The sequence below is a fragment of the Geodermatophilus poikilotrophus genome, from assembly GCF_900111455.1.
In the GTDB taxonomy this organism is placed as follows: domain Bacteria; phylum Actinomycetota; class Actinomycetes; order Mycobacteriales; family Geodermatophilaceae; genus Geodermatophilus; species Geodermatophilus poikilotrophus.
Map to the genome: position 1 here is coordinate 143,559 of NZ_FOIE01000008.1, position 17,294 is coordinate 160,852.

General features: G+C 76.2%; 21 protein-coding genes. 5 read left to right on the forward strand and 16 right to left on the reverse strand.

Annotated elements, in window-relative coordinates:
- Positions 1-5 precede the first annotated feature (5 nt).
- The 12 genes from BMW27_RS18190 to BMW27_RS18245 form a co-directional block, all read right to left on the reverse strand.
- Entirely contained in the window at positions 6-428 is a 423-nt protein-coding gene (locus tag BMW27_RS18190; protein ID WP_281244778.1) for an NUDIX domain-containing protein, read from the reverse strand.
- Positions 398-853 carry a tRNA (adenosine(37)-N6)-threonylcarbamoyltransferase complex ATPase subunit type 1 TsaE gene (gene tsaE, locus BMW27_RS18195; protein ID WP_091446618.1) on the reverse strand — a complete coding sequence of 152 codons (456 nt, stop codon included), beginning with the start codon at positions 851-853 and terminating at the stop codon, positions 398-400. Before tsaE ends, BMW27_RS18190 begins: the two co-directional genes overlap by 31 nt.
- Complete coding sequence (locus BMW27_RS18200; RefSeq protein ID WP_091446620.1) at positions 850-1,473, reverse strand: uracil-DNA glycosylase; 624 nt, start codon at positions 1,471-1,473, stop codon at positions 850-852. Before BMW27_RS18200 ends, tsaE begins: the two co-directional genes overlap by 4 nt.
- The gene (locus BMW27_RS18205; RefSeq protein ID WP_091446621.1) at positions 1,470-2,663 is read right to left on the reverse strand and encodes an alpha/beta fold hydrolase; all 1,194 of its coding nucleotides are present in this window, start codon (positions 2,661-2,663) and stop codon (positions 1,470-1,472) included. The genes BMW27_RS18200 and BMW27_RS18205 overlap by 4 nt, the downstream gene beginning before the upstream one ends.
- Positions 2,663-3,799, reverse strand: coding sequence for an alanine racemase (gene alr / locus BMW27_RS18210; RefSeq protein ID WP_091446623.1), 1,137 nt, complete (start codon positions 3,797-3,799; stop codon positions 2,663-2,665). The genes BMW27_RS18205 and alr overlap by 1 nt, the downstream gene beginning before the upstream one ends.
- Positions 3,796-5,253 (reverse strand): NAD(P)H-hydrate dehydratase, encoded by a 1,458-nt coding sequence (locus BMW27_RS18215; RefSeq protein ID WP_091446625.1) that lies wholly within the window; start codon positions 5,251-5,253, stop codon positions 3,796-3,798. The genes alr and BMW27_RS18215 overlap by 4 nt, the downstream gene beginning before the upstream one ends.
- A 76-nt stretch (positions 5,254-5,329) precedes the next feature.
- Positions 5,330-5,719: a holo-ACP synthase gene (locus tag BMW27_RS18220; protein ID WP_091446627.1), complete on the reverse strand. Its 390-nt coding sequence runs from the start codon at positions 5,717-5,719 to the stop codon at positions 5,330-5,332.
- A gap of 143 nt (positions 5,720-5,862) precedes the next feature.
- Entirely contained in the window at positions 5,863-7,725 is a 1,863-nt protein-coding gene (glmS, locus tag BMW27_RS18225) for a glutamine--fructose-6-phosphate transaminase (isomerizing) (RefSeq protein WP_091446628.1), read from the reverse strand.
- A gap of 75 nt (positions 7,726-7,800) precedes the next feature.
- The gene (gene glmM / locus BMW27_RS18230) at positions 7,801-9,144 is read right to left on the reverse strand and encodes a phosphoglucosamine mutase (protein ID WP_091446630.1); all 1,344 of its coding nucleotides are present in this window, start codon (positions 9,142-9,144) and stop codon (positions 7,801-7,803) included.
- Between the two features lie 11 nt (positions 9,145-9,155).
- On the reverse strand, positions 9,156-9,575 hold the full coding sequence (gene rpsI / locus BMW27_RS18235; RefSeq protein WP_091446632.1) for a 30S ribosomal protein S9: 420 nt from the start codon (positions 9,573-9,575) through the stop codon (positions 9,156-9,158).
- A complete protein-coding gene (gene rplM, locus BMW27_RS18240; protein WP_091446634.1) occupies positions 9,572-10,015 on the reverse strand; it encodes a 50S ribosomal protein L13 in 444 nt (147 codons plus the stop codon). The genes rpsI and rplM overlap by 4 nt, the downstream gene beginning before the upstream one ends.
- Positions 10,016-10,161: 146 nt before the next feature.
- Positions 10,162-10,656, reverse strand: coding sequence for a beta-class carbonic anhydrase (locus BMW27_RS18245; protein WP_091447096.1), 495 nt, complete (start codon positions 10,654-10,656; stop codon positions 10,162-10,164).
- Between the two features lie 177 nt (positions 10,657-10,833).
- Here BMW27_RS18245 and moeA point away from each other — a divergent pair, with 177 nt between their 5' ends.
- Genes moeA through BMW27_RS18260 form a run of 3 tightly spaced genes read left to right on the forward strand, consistent with a single transcriptional unit; the run spans position 10,834 to position 13,000 of the window.
- Complete coding sequence (moeA, locus tag BMW27_RS18250; protein WP_245743697.1) at positions 10,834-12,036, forward strand: molybdopterin molybdotransferase MoeA; 1,203 nt, start codon at positions 10,834-10,836, stop codon at positions 12,034-12,036.
- Positions 12,033-12,500 (forward strand): cyclic pyranopterin monophosphate synthase MoaC, encoded by a 468-nt coding sequence (gene moaC / locus BMW27_RS18255; protein ID WP_012950446.1) that lies wholly within the window; start codon positions 12,033-12,035, stop codon positions 12,498-12,500. Before moeA ends, moaC begins: the two co-directional genes overlap by 4 nt.
- A complete protein-coding gene (locus BMW27_RS18260; RefSeq protein WP_091447099.1) occupies positions 12,497-13,000 on the forward strand; it encodes a MogA/MoaB family molybdenum cofactor biosynthesis protein in 504 nt (167 codons plus the stop codon). The genes moaC and BMW27_RS18260 overlap by 4 nt, the downstream gene beginning before the upstream one ends.
- Before the next feature lie 78 nt (positions 13,001-13,078).
- Here the strand turns inward: BMW27_RS18260 and fdhD are convergent, their stop codons facing one another.
- Positions 13,079-13,903, reverse strand: a complete 825-nt coding sequence (gene fdhD, locus BMW27_RS18265; protein WP_091446638.1) for a formate dehydrogenase accessory sulfurtransferase FdhD — start codon at positions 13,901-13,903, stop codon at positions 13,079-13,081.
- A 41-nt stretch (positions 13,904-13,944) separates the two neighbouring features.
- On the opposite strand from fdhD, the gene mobA reads away from it, so the two are divergent.
- Both mobA and BMW27_RS18275 read left to right on the forward strand, forming a co-directional pair.
- On the forward strand, positions 13,945-14,562 hold the full coding sequence (gene mobA, locus BMW27_RS18270; protein WP_091446640.1) for a molybdenum cofactor guanylyltransferase: 618 nt from the start codon (positions 13,945-13,947) through the stop codon (positions 14,560-14,562).
- 9 nt (positions 14,563-14,571) lie between these two features.
- On the forward strand, positions 14,572-15,234 hold the full coding sequence (locus BMW27_RS18275; protein ID WP_091446641.1) for an NAD(P)H-binding protein: 663 nt from the start codon (positions 14,572-14,574) through the stop codon (positions 15,232-15,234).
- 19 nt (positions 15,235-15,253) lie between these two features.
- Here the strand turns inward: BMW27_RS18275 and truA are convergent, their stop codons facing one another.
- The 3 genes from truA to rplQ are packed head-to-tail and all read right to left on the reverse strand — an operon-like array spanning position 15,254 to position 17,167.
- On the reverse strand, positions 15,254-16,048 hold the full coding sequence (truA, locus tag BMW27_RS18280) for a tRNA pseudouridine(38-40) synthase TruA (RefSeq protein ID WP_217638202.1): 795 nt from the start codon (positions 16,046-16,048) through the stop codon (positions 15,254-15,256).
- A gap of 58 nt (positions 16,049-16,106) precedes the next feature.
- Positions 16,107-16,490, reverse strand: a complete 384-nt coding sequence (locus tag BMW27_RS18285) for a hypothetical protein (protein ID WP_091446643.1) — start codon at positions 16,488-16,490, stop codon at positions 16,107-16,109.
- Positions 16,487-17,167: a 50S ribosomal protein L17 gene (gene rplQ, locus BMW27_RS24640; protein ID WP_091446645.1), complete on the reverse strand. Its 681-nt coding sequence runs from the start codon at positions 17,165-17,167 to the stop codon at positions 16,487-16,489. Before rplQ ends, BMW27_RS18285 begins: the two co-directional genes overlap by 4 nt.
- Positions 17,168-17,294: the final 127 nt, after the last annotated feature.

The following is a 17,294-nucleotide window of genomic DNA, read 5'->3' on the forward strand; positions in this document are numbered from 1 at the left end:
GCGGCTCAGCCGGCCCCCGCGACCGCCTGCTGCAGGACGTCGACGTAGGCGGGGTGCGCCAGGCGCAGGCCGGGCAGGTCCGCGGCGGTCACCCAGCGCAGCTCGTCGTGCTCGTGCGACTGCAGGTTGCGCGGCTCGCCGTCCCACGCCCGGACCACCCAGAGGGACAGGCGCAGCTCGCCGTCCTCGATGCGGGCCAGCGGCACCGGGTCGCGGGGGACGACGCCGACCTCCTCGCGGAGCTCGCGGGCCAGCGCGCCCGGCTCGTCCTCCCCCGGCTCGACGTGGCCGCCGGGGAGGTCCCACACGTCGGGGTACCAGCGGCGCTCCGGCGACCGGTGGCCCACCAGCAGCGTGGTCCCGCGGACGAGGACCCCGGCGACGACGTGGTGCGCGGTCAGGCCGGGCCGTCCAGGCGCTGCTCCCAGCCGGGACCGTGCGGCACGAGCAGCGCCGTCCGGACGTCGTCGTCGCGACGGTCCAGCCGCACCTCGAGGTGCTCGTCGGCCAGCTGCTCGACCAGCCCCTGCCCCCACTCGACGACGGTGACCGACTCCTCGGTGGACGCGTCGAGGTCCAGGTCGTCGACGTCGGCGACCCCGCCGAGGCGGTAGGCGTCGACGTGCACCAGCGGCAGCCGGCCGCCGCGGTGCACGCGGGAGATGACGAACGTCGGGGAGGTGACCGGCTCGCGCACCCCCAGCGCCTCACCGAGACCCTGCGTCAGCGCGGTCTTCCCCGCGCCGAGCGGCCCGACGAGCACGACCAGGTCACCGGCGCGCACCACCCCGGCCAGCGCGGCGCCGAGCGCCCGGGTGTCGTCCGGGGTCGGCAGCAGGTGCTCGCGCCTCACGCCAGGGTCCCCGCGACCGCGGTGAGGTCGGCCAGCAGCCCGGCCCGCGGCGCCCCGTTCGGGCCGAACCGGATCGCCGCCGAGGGGTGGTAGGTGGCCCAGACGGCCCGGCCGTCGACGTCGTGCGCCCGGCCGCGGGCCTGCGCCAGCACGGTGCGCGGGCCGAGGAACCACTTGGCCGACGACAGCCCCAGCGCGACGACGACCGGCGGGTCCAGCAGCTCCAGCTGGCGCCGCAGCCAGCCGCTGCAGCGGGCCACCTCCGAGGCCTTCGGCGTCCGGTTGCCCGGCGGGCGGCACTTCACCACGTTGAGCACGGCGGCCTCGGCGCGGTCGAGCCCGGCCTCGGCCAGCAGCTGGTCGAGCAGCTGACCGGACTTCCCCACGAACGCCCGGCCGGTCTCGTCCTCGGTCGCCCCCGGCGCCTCGCCCACCAGGGCGAACCGCGGGCGCCCGCGAGCCGGGACGTCGCCCACCACCACGTGCTGCCGGGTGGCGGCCAGCTCGGGGCAGGCCACGCAGGGGCGGGTCACGGCGGCCAGGGCCTCCCAGTCGGGCGCCGCGGCCGCGGTGCGGGCGACCTCCTCGGCGGCGGCGTCGAAGCGGGGCGGCCGGGTCACCGGCCCGCTCCCGTCGGGAGGTCGGCGACCACCCGGCGCAGCAGCGCCGACAGCGCGGCCGTCACCTCGTCGGGCTTCTCCAGCGGCACCATGTGGCCCGCCTCGGAGACGACGACGTGCTCGACCCCCGGTGCACCGGCCCCGCCGAGCAGCTCCACGATCATGTCGCTGTGCTCCGGCGGGATCAGCGTGTCCTTGTCGCCGGTCAGCACCAGCACCGGGACGGCGCGCAGCGGCTGCAGGGCCGCCGTCTCGTCCAGGCCCGCCAGCGCCGGGTAGAACTCCGCGATCACCTCGACCGGGGTGCCCGCGATCATCGAGTCGACGTAGCGGCCGAGCGCCGGGTCGACGTCCCTCGACGCGAAGGACAGCGACCACGTGACCTGCGAGATGAGGTCGGCGGCCAGCCGGCGGGTGCGCTCGGCGAAGCCGGGACGCCGGCGCATCGTGAACGCCGCGATGGGCATGACCGCCGCCCGCAGCCGGGTCAGCAGCTCCGGCATGCCGAAGTCCAGGTCGGCGAGGTTGCCGCTGGAGGTGCTCATCAGCGCCGCCCCGACCACCCGCGTCCCGAACAGCTGCGGGCGCACCTCGGCCAGCGCCATCACCGTCATCCCGCCCATGGAGTGCCCGACCAGCACCACCGGCCCGGAGGGCACCCGCGCCCGCAGCACCGCGTCGAGGTCGCGGCCCAGCTGCTCCATGGTCGAGTGCTCGGCCGGACCGCGGCCGGAGGCACCGTGCCCGCGCTGGTCGTAGAACACCAGCCGCGCCGTCGGGCGCGAGCCGTTCGCGGTGGCCAGCGCGGCACCCAGCGCCCGGCGTTGGAAGGTCCACGACGCCATCGACAGCGAGTAGCCGTGGCAGAACACGACGGTCAGCGGGGCGTCGGTCGGCCCCACCTCCTCCACCGCCAGCAGCACGCCGTCGTCGGCGGCGACCAGCGCGGTGCGGTCGGCCCGGCGGGACGCCGCGCCGAGCGGGTCGTCCTCGCGCAGCTGGGCGTCGGAGGCACCCGGTGGCAGCCCCGCCTTGGAGCCCAGCCGCTCGGCGCCCACCCGCCGGGCGGCGGCCCGGCTGACGGCGACCCCGACGGCGGTGCCGGCCGCGGCCAGGCCGAGGACCGCGCCGAGGACGCCGACCCGGTGGTGCGGGTGGGGCCGCCGTCCCGGGCGCCTGGGCGCCGCCATCACACCGCCCCCGCCGAGCCGACGTACCGGCGGGTGAAGCGGCCGCCGATCCGGGTGACCAGCTCGTAGTGGATGGTGTCGACCGCGTCGGCCCAGTCCTGCGCCGTCGGCTCGCCGCGGTCCCCCGGCCCCCAGAGCACGACCTCGTCGCCGGCCCGCACCTCGGCGTCGCCGACGTCCAGGACGAACTGGTCCATGCACACGCGTCCGGCGATGGTCCGGTGCGCTCCGGCGGCGAGGACCGGCGCCCGGTTGCCCGCCGCGCGTGGCACGCCGTCGGCGTAGCCGACCGGCACCAGCAGCAGCGTCGTCTCGTTCTCCGGGGAGTAGGTGTGGCCGTAGGAGACGCCGACCCCGGCGGGGACCCGCTTGGTCAGCGCGGCGCGGGCGCGCACCGTCATCGCCGGCCGCAGCCCGTGGGCGGCCGGGTCCCCGCCGAGCGGGTCCAGGCCGTAGACGGCGATCCCCGGGCGGACCATGTCGTACCAGGTGTCGGGCAGCGCGACCGTCGCCGCGGAGTTGGCCAGGTGCAGCCGCGCCCCGGTCAGCCCCGCCGCTCGGGCGATCGCCACGGCCTCCTCGAACACCCGCACCTGCGCGCCGATCGTCGGGTGGGTCGGGGCGTCGGCGTAGGCCATGTGGCTCCACAGGCCCACCACGGCCACCTCGCCGTCCTCCTGCGCCCGCGCCGCCGCGGCGACGAGGCCGGGCCAGTCGGCCTCGGTCGCGCCCTCGCGGGACAGCCCGGTGTCGGCGAACAGGTGCAGCTGCGCGGTGCGGCCGGTGGCGCGGGCGGCCGCGACGACCTCGGCGAGGGCCCACTCGGCGTTGACCGACACCTCGACGTCGGCGGTCAGCGCGGCGGCGTGGTCGGTGCCCGGGGTGTGCAGCCAGGCCAGCAGCGGGGCGGTCACGCCCGCCGCGCGGAGCGCGAGCGCCTCCTCCAGGACCGCGACGCCCAGCGCGTCGGCTCCCCCGGCCAGGGCCGCCCGCGCCGAGGGGACCAGGCCGTGGCCGTACCCGTCGGCCTTCACCACCGCCATCAGCGGCCGGCCGACGCGCTCGCGCAGCGCCGCGGTGTTGGCGGCGATGGCGTCGAGGTCGACGACCACCTCGGCCCGGGCTCGATCGTTCACGCGCCCGAGTCTCCCAGCCGGCCCGCGGGCGCCCGGCGCAGGCGGGCCAGCGTGGCCGGCAGGGAGCGCACGAGGTCACCCGCGATGAGCGGTCCCTCCTCCGCGGCCAGCCGTCCGGCCCGGCCGTGCACGTGCGCGCCCACAGCCGCCGCCTCGTCGGCCGGCAGGCCGGTGGCCAGCAGCGCGCCGGTGATGCCGGAGAGGACGTCGCCGGTGCCGGCGGTGGCCAGCCACGGCGTGCCGGTGCCGTTGACGTACGCGGTGCCGCCCGGCGCGGCGACGACGGTGGCGTCGCCCTTGAGCAGCACGACGGCGCCCAGGTCGGCGGCCAGCCGGCGGGCCGCGCCGACCCGGTCGGAGCCCACCTCGGTGCCGAAGCGGGCGAACTCGCGGTCGTGCGGGGTCAGCACGGTGGGCGCCGACCGCGTCCGGACGAGGTCGGGGTCCTGGGCGGCCATCGTCAGCGCGTCGGCGTCCACCAGCACCGGCAGGTCGGTGGCGAGCACCTCGGCCAGCACGCTGCGGGCGTCGTCGTCGGTGCCCATCCCGGGCCCGACCACCCACGCCTGCACCCGCCCGGCGTCCCCCGGCCGGCCCTCGGTGACGATGACCTCCGGCCACGCGGCCCGCACCCCGGCGGCCGCCGTCCCGGCGTAGCGCACCAGTCCCGGCCGGGCGCGCAGCGCCGCCCCCGTGCACAGCACGGCCGCGCCCGGGTAGGCCGAGGACCCGGCGACGACCCCGACGACGCCCTGCGTGTACTTGTCGTCGTCGCCGCCCGGCGGGCGCATGCGCGCGGCGACGTCGGCGTCCGTGAGCCGGTGCGTGCCGGCCCGCGGGAGGTCGAGCCCGATGTCGACGAGGCGGACCGCTCCGGCGTACCCGCGGCCCTCCCCCACCACCAGCCCGCACTTCAGCGCGCCGAAGGTGACGGTGTGCTGCGCGGGGAAGGCCGGGCCGGGGACCGCCCCGGTGTCGGCGTCCACCCCGCTCGGGACGTCGACGGCGACCATGAGACCCGGCCCGGTGGCGGCCCGCTCGACCAGCGCGGCGGCCGGCGGGCGCAGCCCCCCGTGTCCGCCGGTGCCGACGATCCCGTCGAGGACCAGGTCGGCGCGCCCGAGCCCGGTGTCCCCGTCGGCGACGGTGACCCGTCCGCCCGCGGCGCGCAGCGCGGCCAGGCCGGCGGCGTGCGCCCGTCCCGGGTCGAGCAGGACGGCGGTCACCCGGGCGCCGCGGCGGGCCAGGTGCGCCCCGGCGAAGAGCGCGTCGCCGCCGTTGTTGCCGGCGCCGACGAGCGCCGTGACCCGGGTGCCGTGCGCCCGCCCGAGGAGCTCCAGGCAGACGGTGGCCAGGCCGGTCGCGGCCCGCTGCATGAGCGTGCCCTCCGGAGTGGTCGCCAGCAGCGGTTCCTCGGCGGCGCGCACCTCGGCGGCCGTGTACAGCCCGATCACGCGTCCTCCCCGCTGGCGCTCACCGGCCGCGCGATCGGCAGCGGTGCCGTGTCCCCGCGTGACCTCGCGAGCTCCGTCACGTGTCCTCCCCGCGCGGCACGCCCTCGGCGACCACCACCGCCGAGGCGATGCCGCCGTCGTGGCTCAGCGACAGGTGCCAGGAGGTGATGCCGAGCTGCGCCGCCCGGCCGGCCACCGAGCCCCGGATCTCCAGGTGCGGCCGGCCGTGGTCGCCGACGGTGACCTCGGCGTCGTGCCAGCGCAGGGCACCGGGCGCACCGAGCGCCTTGGCGACGGCCTCCTTGGCCGCGAAGCGGGCGGCCAGCGACTCACCCGTGCGCGCGGTGCCGCTGGGCGTGCGCTGCTCCTCGGCGGTGAACAGCCGGTCGCGCAGGCCCGGGGTACGGGTCAGGGACTCGGCGAACCGGTCGACCGGCACCACGTCGATCCCGACCCCGATGATCACCGGGTCAGTCTGCCGTGCCGCCGCCCGGCTCGCCGTCCGGCGGGAGGCCCTGAGCAGGCGGCCCGGGCGTGGTGACGTACTGGAACGGCCCCGCGTCAGGGCCCCGCCCGAGCGTGCGAGGGATGGGGGGACGCGGGGTCCTTCTACTCGACGGTGACGCTCTTGGCCAGGTTGCGCGGCTGGTCGACGTCGTAGCCGCGGGTGTCGGCGATCTCGCAGGCGAGCACCTGCAGCGGCACCGTCGTCACGATCGGCGCCAGCAGCGTGGGCGTGCGGGGCACCCGGATGACGTGGTCGGCGTAGGGCAGGACGTCGTCGTCCCCCTCCTCGGCGATCACGATGGTGCGCGCCCCGCGGGCCCGCACCTCCTGGATGTTCGACACGACCTTGCCGTGCACCGACTCGCGCGAGCGCGGCGACGGGACGACGACCACGACCGGCGTCCCCTGGTCGATCAGCGCGATCGGCCCGTGCTTGAGCTCGCCGGCAGCGAAGCCCTCGGCGTGGATGTACGCCAGCTCCTTGAGCTTCAGCGCGCCCTCCAGGGCCACGGGGAAGCCCACGTGCCGGCCGAGGAACAGGATCGTGTCGGCGTCGGCCAGCGACCGGCCCAACTCGCGCACCGGCTCCATCTGGGTGAGCACCTGCTCGACGGCCTGCGGCAGCCCGCGGATGTCCTCGACGATCGCGGCGACCTCGTCGGCGTACTTGATGCCGCGGATCTGGGCCAGGAAGAGACCGACCAGGTAGCAGGCGACGATCTGCGCCAGGAAGCTCTTGGTCGACGCGACGGCGATCTCCGGACCGGCGTGGGTGTAGAGGACGGCGTCGGACTCCCGCGGGATGGTCGAGCCGTTGACGTTGCAGATCGCCAGCACGCGGGCCTTCTGGTCCTTGGCGTGCCGCAGCGCCATCAGGGTGTCCATCGTCTCGCCGGACTGGCTGATGACGACGACCAGCGTGGACCGGTCGAGCACCGGGTCGCGGTAGCGGAACTCGCTGGCCACCTCGACCTCGACCGGGATGCGGGTCCAGTGCTCGATGGCGTACTTGGCGATCAGGCCGGCGTGGAAGGAGGTGCCGCAGGAGACGACGAAGACCTTGTCGATGTCGCGCAGGTCCTGGTCGGTGAGCCGGACCTCGTCGAGCACCAGCTGGCCGTCGTCGCCGAGCCGGCCCAGCAGGGTGTCGGCGACCGCCTGCGGCTGCTCGGCGATCTCCTTGAGCATGAACCAGTCGTGCCCGCCCTTCTCGGCGGCCGCGGCGTCCCAGTCCACGGTGTAGGCGGTGGGCTCGACCACGGTGCCGTCGAAGTCGGTGACCGTGAGCCCGCGGTCGCGGTCGAGCTCGACGACCTGGTCCTGGCCGAGCTCGCGGGCGTCGCGGGTGTGCGCGATGAAGGCGGCGACGTCGGAGCCGAGGAAGTACTCGCCGTCGCCGACACCGACGACCAGCGGGCTGTTGCGGCGCGAGGCGACGAGGGTGTCGGGCTCGTCGGCGTGCGAGGCGACGAGGGTGAAGGCCCCCTCGAGCCGGCGGCTGACCGCGCGCATCGCCTCGGCCAGGCGGCCCGGCCCCTCCGGCGTCGCGTCGTAGGTGGCCGCCAGGAGGTGGGCGGTGACCTCGGTGTCGGTCTCGGAGGCGAACTCGACGCCGGCCGTCTCGCACTCGGCGCGCAGCGCGGCGAAGTTCTCGATGATCCCGTTGTGGATCACCGCGACCTTGCCGTCCGCCGACAGGTGGGGGTGGGCGTTGCGGTCGGTCGGCCCGCCGTGGGTCGCCCAGCGGGTGTGCCCGATGCCGATCGTCGACTCGGGCAGCGGGGAGTCGGCGAGGGCCTTCTCCAGGTTGGCCAGCTTGCCCGCCCTCTTGGCCGTGGCCTGCCCGCCCTCGGCGAGGACGGCGACGCCCGCCGAGTCGTACCCCCGGTACTCCAGCCGGCGCAGACCCTCCAGGACGACGTCCAGGGCGTTCTGCGGGCCGACGTATCCCACGATGCCGCACATTCCACCGAGGCTACCGGCGGGACCGGCCGGACCCGTCCCTCGCACGGGTGGAACCCGGCGGATGTGACCGGAGCGTCAGTCGACGGCGGCGACGATGCCGGCGAGGCGCTGGGCGACCGCGTCGGCCTGCTCCTGGGTCGGCGCCTCGACCATCACCCGCACCAGCTGCTCGGTGCCCGAGGGGCGCAGCAGCACCCGGCCGTCGTCCCCCAGCTCGGCCTCGCACCGGTTGACCGCCGCGGCGACCTCGTCGCTCTCCACGACCGCCATCCGGTCGCGGACCGGCACGTTGACCAGCGTCTGCGGCAGCCGCCGCACCACCGAGGCCAGCTCCGCCAGCGACGAGCCGGTCTCCGCCATCCGGGACAGCAGCGACAGCCCGGTGAGCAGCCCGTCGCCGGTCGTGGCGTGGTCGAGGAAGACCAGGTGACCGCTCTGCTCGCCACCCAGGCTCAACCCGTGCGCCCGCAGCGCCTCGAGCACGTACCGGTCGCCGACCGCGGTGGTGTGCACCGCGATGCCGGCGTCGCGCATGGTGTGGTGGAAGCCCAGGTTGCTCATGACCGTCGCGACGACGGTGTCGCCGGTGAGCCGGCCGTGCTCGTGCAGCCCCAGCGCGCAGACCGCGAGGATGGCGTCGCCGTCGACGCCGTCGCCCTCGGCGGTGACCGCCAGGCAGCGGTCGGCGTCGCCGTCGTGCGCGATGCCGAGGTCGGCACCGTGCGCGTGCACGGCCTCGGTCAGCGGGCCGAGGTGGGTGGAGCCGATGCCGTCGTTGATGTTCCAGCCGTCGGGCTCGCCACCGATCACGTGCACGGTGGCGCCGGCCCGTCGGTAGACCTCGGGCGCGCACACCGCGGCCGAGCCGTGGGCGCAGTCGACGACGAGGGTGAGGCCGGACAGCGGCCGGGCGACGGTCGAGAGCAGGTGGTCCACGTAGACCGCACCGGCGTCGGGCAGGTCGGAGACCCGGCCGATCGCGGCGCCGGTGGGGCGGGGCCCGTCGGTCTGCCCGGCGGTCACGGCCTGCTCGATGGCGGCCTCGACGGCGTCGGGCAGCTTGTGGCCGCCGCGGCTGAACAGCTTGATGCCGTTGTCGGGCATCGGGTTGTGGCTGGCGGAGATCATCACGCCGAGGTCGGCGCCGGAGTGCGCGGTGAGGTGCGCGATCGCCGGGGTGGGCAGCACCCCGGCCCGCAGCACCTGCGCACCGGCACTGGCGAGGCCCGCCACGACGGCGGCCTCGAGCATCTCCCCACTGGCGCGGGGGTCACGGCCGACGACCGCGACGGGACGCTGGGTCCCGTCGCGGTCGGCGAGCACGCCGGCGGCAGCACGTGCCACCGAGAGGGCCAACTCCGGCGTGAGGTCGGCGTTGGCCCGACCCCGGACGCCGTCGGTCCCGAAGAGGCGACCCACGGGCGTACCGGTCAGCGCTTCGAGTACTGAGGCGCCTTGCGGGCCTTCTTGAGCCCGTACTTCTTGCGCTCGGTGACCCGGGCGTCGCGGGTGAGGAAGCCGGCCTTCTTCAGGGCCGGACGGTCCTCGGCCTCGACGGCGACGAGCGCACGCGCGATCGCCAGGCGCAGCGCGCCGGCCTGACCGCTGACGCCGCCGCCCTTGAGGATGCCGACGACGTCGTACTGCTCGGCCCGCTCGACGGTCACGAACGGCTCACGGATGAGCTGCTGGTGCACCTTGTTCGGGAAGTACTCCTCGATGGTGCGGCCGTTCAGCCGGAACTGGCCGGTGCCCGGCAGCAGACGCACGCGGACGATGGCCTCCTTGCGCCGGCCGACGGTCTGCACCGGACGCCCCTCGGCGTCGGTCACGGTGAGGGCGGTCGTCACTGGGCCACCTGCTTGATCTCGTAGGTCTGGGGCTGCTGGGCGGCGTGCGGGTGCTCGGGGCCCGCGTACACCTTCAGCTTCTTGAGCATCTGACGGCCCAGGCTGTTGTGCGGCAGCATGCCCTTGATCGCGCGCTCGATGACGCGGTCGGGGTGCGTGCGCAGCTGGTCGCCGACGGGGATCCGCTTGAGGCCACCCGGGTAGCCGGAGTGGCGGTAGGCGACCTTCTCGTCCCGCTTGGAGCCGGTGAGGGCGACCTTCCCGGCGTTGACGATGACGACGAAGTCGCCGACGTCCACGTGCGGGGCGTACTGGGGCTTGTGCTTGCCGCGGAGCAGGATCGCGGTCTGGCTGGCGAGTCGACCGAGCACCACGTCGGTGGCGTCGATGACGTGCCAGGCCCGGCTGACCTCGCCGGGCTTCGGGGTGTACGTGCGCACGGCGCTCGTGTCCTCCGTCGTCGTCGGATCGGCTGGTGGGATCGCCTCACCGAGCACGGGAGACGGGGCGGCACGCGGGCACCAGCCGGCCAGCGCGCCAGCCGATCACGATACCAGCCGGCTCGCCGGCCCCTCCGGGCCGCGGGTCAGCCCTCGACGACGACCTCGCGCAGCAGCCCAGTCGCGACGTCGTAGACCGAGCCGCGCACCTCGCGCGAGAGCAGGTAGGGGCTCTCGTGGACCAACCGCATCGACTCCCGCACGTCCTGGTCGGCGTCGCGGAAGGCACGCACCGCCCACGGTGGGCGGCGCCCGGTCGCCTGCTCGACGAGGTCGGCGAAGGAGTTGTCGTCGGTGGCCTGCAGACCGCACTGGGTGTGGTGCACGAGCAGGATCTCGCGGGTCCCCAGCACGTGCTGGGAGACGGTGAGGGAGCGGATGACGTCCTCGGTGATGACGCCACCGGCGTTGCGGATGACGTGCGCGTCGCCGACCTCGAGACCGAGCATGGGGAACAGGGGCATCCGGGAGTCCATGCAGGCCACCACGGCGACGCGGCGGGCCGGACGCACGTCCCTGGAGCCGGGGAACCGTTCCGCCCACTGGGCGTTGGCCGCCAGCATCCGGTCGATCTCGCTCATGTCCACCCCTCTGTCCACCCGTCGGTCCGCAGGGACCCTAACCGGGACCGCAGCGGCCCCGGACCCCTCGGACGACCGCACCCGGGTCGCGGGGGTCGAGCCGGCGGCGGCCGCCGACCACCGGCTCACCCGCTCCGGCGTCCCCGCCGTCCGTGCGCCCGGCGCCGATCGGTCAGGATGTGGCCCGTGCGCACGGTCGAGGAACACCAGGCGGTCGTCGCGGCGCTCCTCGCCCCGCTGGGCGAGGAGGAGGTGCCGCTGGCGGCCGCGCACAACCGGGTCCTCGCCCGGGACGTGACCGCGCAGGTGTCGCTGCCCGGCTTCGACAACTCCGCGATGGACGGCTACGCCGCGCGCTCGGCCGAGCTCGCCGCGCTCCCGGTGCGGCTGCCGGTCGCGGACGACGTCCCGGCCGGGCGCACCGACGTCCACCCGCTCGCGCCCGGCACCGTGCAGCGGATCATGACCGGCGCCCCGCTGCCGGCCGGTGCGGACGTCGTGGTGCCGGTCGAGCTGACCGACGGCGCGACCGACGTCGTGGAGATCCGCGACGCCCCGGCCCCCGGCACCCACCTGCGGCACGCCGGGGAGGACATCACGGCCGGGACCGTGGCGTTGACCGCCGGTACCCCGCTCGGTGCCGCGCAGCTGGGCCTCGCCGCCTCCGTCGGCGCGACGACCCTGCAGGTGCACCGCCGTCCCCGCGTGCTCGTGCTGTCCACCGGCAGCGAGCTCGTCGACCCCGGCGAGCCGCTGCTGCCCGGGCAGATCTACGAGTCCAACTCCGCGCTGCTGGTGGCCGCCGTCGAGGACGCCGGCGGGACCGCGCGGCGGCTGCACTTCGTCCCGGACGACGTCGACCAGTTCCTCGCCACCGTGCGCGCCGAGCTCGCGACCGCCGACCTGCTGATCACCAGCGGCGGGGTCAGCGCCGGCGCCTACGAGGTCGTGAAGGACGCCTTCCGGGAGCTGGGCACCGTCGAGTTCGTCAAGGTCGCGATGCAGCCCGGCGGCCCCCAGGGCGCCGGCACGGTGGACGGCGTCCCCGTGGTCACCCTGCCCGGCAACCCGGTGAGCTCGTTCGTCTCCTTCGAGGTCTTCGTCCGGCCGGCGCTGCGCCGCGCCCTCGGCCACGCCGCACCCGGCCGGCTGCGCGCCCCCGCGACGCTGACCGCGCCGCTGCGCTCCCCCGCCGGGCGCCGCCAGTTCCTGCGCGGCCGCTACGACGCCGGCACCGTCTCCCAGGTCGGCGGGCCCGGGTCCCACCTGGTCGCCCACCTGGCCCGCGCCAACTGCCTGGTCGTCGTCCCCGAGGACGTCACCGAGCTGCCCGCCGGCGCCCCGGTGGACGTCGTGCTGATCGAAGGAGCGCTGCAGTGAACGAGCTGACGCACGTCGACGAGACCGGCGCGGCCCGGATGGTCGACGTCTCCGCCAAGCCGGTCACCGCCCGGGAGGCGACGGCCGCCGGCCGGGTGCTGGTCAGCCCCGAGGTGGTGGCGCTGCTGCGCGGCGAGGGGGTGCCCAAGGGGGACGCCGTGGCCGTCGCCCGGATCGCGGGCATCGCCGGGGCCAAGCGGACGCCGGACCTCGTGCCGCTGTGCCACCCCATCGCCCTGCACGGCGTCACCGTGGACGTGACCGTGGCCGACGACGCCGTCGAGATCGTCGCCACCGCGCGCACCGCCGACCGCACCGGCGTGGAGATGGAGGCCCTCACCTCGGTCGCCGTCGCCGGGCTGACCGTGATCGACATGGTCAAGGCCGTCGACCCGCGCGCCGCGATCACCGACGTCCGGCTGCTGGCCAAGTCCGGCGGCAAGAGCGGGGAGTGGCGGCGGTGAACGCCGCGCTGCCGGACGACGCCCGCGCCGTCGTCGTCACCGCGTCCAACCGGGCGTCGGCCGGCGTCTACGCGGACCGCAGCGGGCAGGCCCTCGCCGAGGGGCTGCGCGCGCTCGGGTTCACCGTCGAGGGGCCGCACGTGCGCCCCGACGACGCCGCCGAGCTGGAGGTCGTGCTGCTGGCGGCGATCAGCTCCGGCGCGGACGTCGTCGTCACCACCGGCGGCACCGGGCTGTCCCCCACCGACGTCACCCCCGAGGCCACCCGCCGCGTGCTCGATCGCGAGGCGCCGGGCATCGCCGAGGCGGTCCGCCGGTACGGGGAGGGGGAGGTGCCGACCTCGGTGCTGTCCCGCGGGATCGCCGGCACCGCCGGGCGCACGCTGGTGGTCAACCTGCCCGGCTCGACCGGCGGGGTGCGGGACGGCCTCGCCGTCCTCGGCCCGCTGCTCCCCCACGTCGTCAGCCAGCTCCGGGGAGGAGATCACGACAGGAGCTGAACAGGAGCCGCCCGCGGGACCGAGGCGGCAATGCTCAGCTCAGCTCGGGACGGCAGGTGGCCGCGGTGCGGCGCGGTGTCACAGGACGACCCGCTCGGTGCGGGTGTAGACGTTGCAGCCGTCGCCGCGGAGGAAGCCGACCAGGGTGATGCCGACGTCGGCCGCCAGCTCGACCGCCAGGGACGACGGCGCCGACACCGCCGCGAGCACCGGGATGCCGGCCATCGCCGCCTTCTGCGTCAGCTCGAAGCTGGCCCGCCCGCTGACCATCAGGACGTGCCCGGCCAGCGGCAGCCGCCCGTCGCGCACCGCGTCGCCGACGACCTTGTCCACGGCGTTGTGCCGGCCGACGTCCTCGCGCAGGGCCACCAGCTCGCCGTCGGCGGTGAACAGGCCCGCGGCGTGCAGCCCACCGGTCTTGTCGAACACCTGCTGGGCGGCGCGCAGCCGGTCGGGCAGCGCGAGCAGCGTCGGCAGCGGCACCCGGACGGCGTCCCCGGCGACGTCGTGGCGCGTCTTCGTGCGGATCGCGTCGATGCTGGCCTTGCCGCACACGCCGCAGGAGCTGGACGTGTAGAAGTTGCGATCCAGGGCGGTGTCCGGCGGCTCCACGCCGGGGGCGAGGTCGACGTCGACGACGTTGTAGGTGTTCCGGCCGTCCTCGTCGACGGAGTTGCAGTAGCGCAGCCCGGCGACGTCGTCGGCCGAGCCGATCACCGCCTCGGTGGCCAGGAAGCCGTGCACCAGGTCGAAGTCGTCGCCCGGCGTGCGCATGGTGACCGCCAGCGCCTTGCCGGCCAGCCGGATCTCCAGCGGCTCCTCGGCCGCCACGGTGTCCGGGCGGGTGCTGTGCGCCGCGCCGCGGATCCGCAGCACCGGCGTCCGGCTCGTCACTCGTCCCACGGAGGGCGACGGTACCCACGTCCGGGCCCTACGGTCGCAGCGTGGCCGCGCTCCCGCCCTTCGCCGCCGTCGTCCTGGCCGGCGGCCGCGCGGCGCGGATGGGCGGTCAGGCCAAGCCGCAGCTGGACGTCGGCGGGCGGACCATCCTCGAGGCGGTGCTGGCCGCGGTCCCCGACGCCGCGCCGCGCGTCGTCGTCGGCCCGCCCCAGCCGGTGCCGGCCGACGTCGTCGTCGTGCGGGAGGACCCGCCGCGCGGGGGGCCGGTGGCCGCGATGCGGGCGGGCTTGGCGCACGTGCCCACCGAGGTGGTGGCGCTGCTCGCCGGCGACCTGCCGTTCCTCACCGCCGGGCTGGTCCGGGCCCTGCGCGAGCGGCTCACCGGCGACGGCGTGCTCGTCGTGGACGACACCGACCGGGACCAGCTGCTGCTGGGGGTGTGGCGGACGGCGGCCCTGCGCGCGGCGGTCGCCGACGTCGACGGGCCCACCTCGGTGCGCCGGGTGCTCGCCCCGCTGGCCGTGCGGCGGCTGCACCCCGAGGTCGAGTCCGGTCAGCCGCCGCCGTGGACCGACTGCGACACCCCGGCCGACCTGGCCCGCGCCCGGGCCGCCGCCGCCCGGCTCGGTCCCCGCCGGGTACCCCGCCGGACCCAGGGGTAGGGCCTCCCCATGCGCATCGTCATCGCCGGCGCCCACGGGCAGGTCGCCCGCCGCCTCGGCCGCCTGCTGTCCGGCCGCGGCGACACGGCGGTCGGCATCATCCGCAACCCCGCGCACTCCGACGACCTCCGCGCAGACGGCGTGGAGCCGGTCGTCCTCGACCTCGAGCAGGCCCCCGTCGACCGGGTCGCCGACGTGGTGTCGGGTGCCGACGCCGTCGTCTTCGCCGCCGGTGCCGGTCCGGGCAGCGGGGAGGCCCGCAAGCACACCGTGGACAAGGGCGCGGCCCTGCTGCTCGCCGATGCCGCCGAGCGGGCCGGCGTCCGCCCGTACCTGCTGGTGTCGTCGATGGGCGTCGAGCAGGCGCGCCAGGGGACGCCGCGGGGCATGGACCCGGTGTTCGCCGTCTACCTGCAGGCCAAGCTGGCCGCCGAGGACGCCATCCTGCCCCGGCCCGCGCTCGACACGGTGATCCTGCGGCCCGGCCGGCTGACCGACGAGCCGGGCACCGGCCGGGTCACCCTGGCCCACGGGGTCGACTACGGCGAGGTCCCCCGGGACGACGTCGCCGCGGTGCTCGTCGCGCTGCTGGACGCCGGGAAGACCGACGAGGTCGTCGAGCTGGTCAGCGGTGACACCCCGATCGAGGAGGCCGTCGCCGCGCTGCCGTGAAGGAGGACCCCGTCCTCGTTCAGGAGCGGAGACCCCGGGTGACCACCGCGCGGGCCGCCAGGTCGTCGTCCGGGGGGTAGTCGACCCCGACCAGGGTCAGCCCGCCGGGCGGGGCGACGGGCACCTCGCTGGAGCGCTCCGTGCTCGTCAGCAGCGCCGCCGGCCACCCCGGTGGGCGCCGCCCCTCCCCCACCGCCGTGAGCGCGCCGACGAGGCTGCGCACCATCGAGTGGCAGAAGGCGTCCGCGGAGGCCCGGACGGTCACCAGGTCGCCCTCGCGGGTCACCGCCAGGGTCAGCAGCGTGCGGATCGTCGTCGCGCCCTCCCGCCGGCGGCAGAAGGCGGCGAAGTCGTGCAGGCCCAGCAGCAGTCCTGCGGCGGCCGCCATCGCGTCGGCGTCCAACCGCCGGGACCAGCCGACCGTGTCGGCGCGGCGCAGGGGCGGCGGACCGCTGTCGGCGTCGGTGAGGCGGTAGACGTAGTGCCGGCGCAGCGCCCCGAAGCGGGCGTCGAAGTCCGGCGGCGCCTCCTCGACCGAGTGGACGCCGATGTCGGGCGGGAGCACACCGCGCAGCCGGCGCAGCAGCCGGGGCCGCTGCTCCTCCCACACGGCACGGGGGACGTCGGCGTGCGCGACCTGGCCGGTGGCGTGCACCCCGGCGTCCGTGCGCCCGGCCACGGTCAGCGCGACCGGCTGCCGCAGCACCCGGGCCAGGGCCTCCTCGAGGTCGCCCTGCACCGTGCGCTGCGCCGGTTGACGGGCCCAGCCGTGCAGCGCGGTGCCGTCGTAGGCGATCCCCAACCGGAGACGCACGAGCCCGCCACCGGGTGCGGTGGCGGGCTCGTCAGCAGTGCTGGTGGTCAGCGACCGCTCACCGGGGATCGGGAGCGGCCTCGCCCCCAGGAGCCTGCAGGCCGGCGGTCGCGGCGTCACCGAGCTCGGCGGCCTCGATCTCGGCGGCGGCAGCGCGGGCCACGTCCGGGGAGAGCGTCGGGTCGTCGACGACGGCGACGTTCTCGCGCTGCGGCTCCGGGGTGACGTCGGAGTCGTCCTGACGCTCGCCGTCCGGGTTGAAGACGTCCGCGACGACCGCCTGGGCCTCGGGGTCGACGTCGCCCGAGGTCACGGCCGGCGAGGTGTCGCCGCCGGGACCGGTGGTCTCGCCCGCGAAGGTCGCCCCCTGGTCACCGCCGCCGGCGGAGACCCCGGCGGCACCGGCAGGGGCGCCCTCGCCCGGGTTCTCCCGCTCGCTCACCGCGCGCCGTCCGTGCCCTGGCCGTCGTTCGGGGACTCGGCGTCGACGGCCACGGTCCCGTCGGTCGCGTCCGCGTCGCCCGCGGCGGTCGCACCCGCGGCGTCGTCCGCGTCGACGGCCTCGGCATCGGTGGCCACGGCGTCGGTGGCCACGGCGTCGGTGGTCACGGCCTCGGTCGTGGCCTCGTCGGCGGCGGCCGCCTCGAGCGCGTCGGCGGTGACCTCACCGGCAGCGGACGCGGCGCCCGCGCCCGAGGCGGCACCGGCGAAGCGGGTGCCACGGGCGCGCTCGGCCTCGCCGACGGCCTGCTGGGCCACGGTCTGGCCCTCGACCAGCTCGATGACCGCCATGGGCGCGTTGTCGCCCTTGCGCGGGCCCACCTTGGTGATGCGGGTGTAGCCGCCCGGGCGGGCCGCGAAGCGCGGGCCGATCTCGGCGAACAGGGTGTGGACGACGTCCTTGTCCCGGATGGTCGTCATGACCTGACGGCGGGCGTGCAGGTCACCGCGCTTGGCGAAGGTCACCAGCTTCTCGGCCAGGGGACGCAGCCGCTTGGCCTTCGCCTCGGTGGTGGTGATCCGCCCGTGCTCGAACAGCGACGTGGCCAGGTTGGCCAGCATCAGCCGCTCGTGCGAGGGGGAACCGCCGAGACGGGGGCCCTTGGTGGGGGTGGGCATGTCGGTCCTTCCTCAGGCTGCCGGGCCGCGGTGCCGGCTGCGTTCCGTGATGTGCTGGTGTCTCGTGCGCGGAGCGCGGGTGGTGCGTCCGAGCCAGTGTGGCGGGCTCGGTGGCGGTGCCGGACGG

Bases quoted from the DNA above. Each gene is read 5' to 3' on its own strand.
- glmS (WP_091446628.1), bottom strand. From the start codon at position 7,725: ATGTGCGGCATCGTGGGATACGTCGGCCCGCAGAACGCCCTGGACGTC.
- BMW27_RS18275 (WP_091446641.1), top strand. From the start codon at position 14,572: ATGCGCATCGTCATCGCCGGCGCCCACGGGCAGGTCGCCCGCCGCCTC.
- BMW27_RS18245 (WP_091447096.1), bottom strand. From the start codon at position 10,656: ATGAGCGAGATCGACCGGATGCTGGCGGCCAACGCCCAGTGGGCGGAA.
- BMW27_RS18205 (WP_091446621.1), bottom strand. From the start codon at position 2,663: ATGGCGGCGCCCAGGCGCCCGGGACGGCGGCCCCACCCGCACCACCGG.
- moeA (WP_245743697.1), top strand. From the start codon at position 10,834: ATGTGGCCCGTGCGCACGGTCGAGGAACACCAGGCGGTCGTCGCGGCG.
- rplQ (WP_091446645.1), bottom strand. From the start codon at position 17,167: ATGCCCACCCCCACCAAGGGCCCCCGTCTCGGCGGTTCCCCCTCGCAC.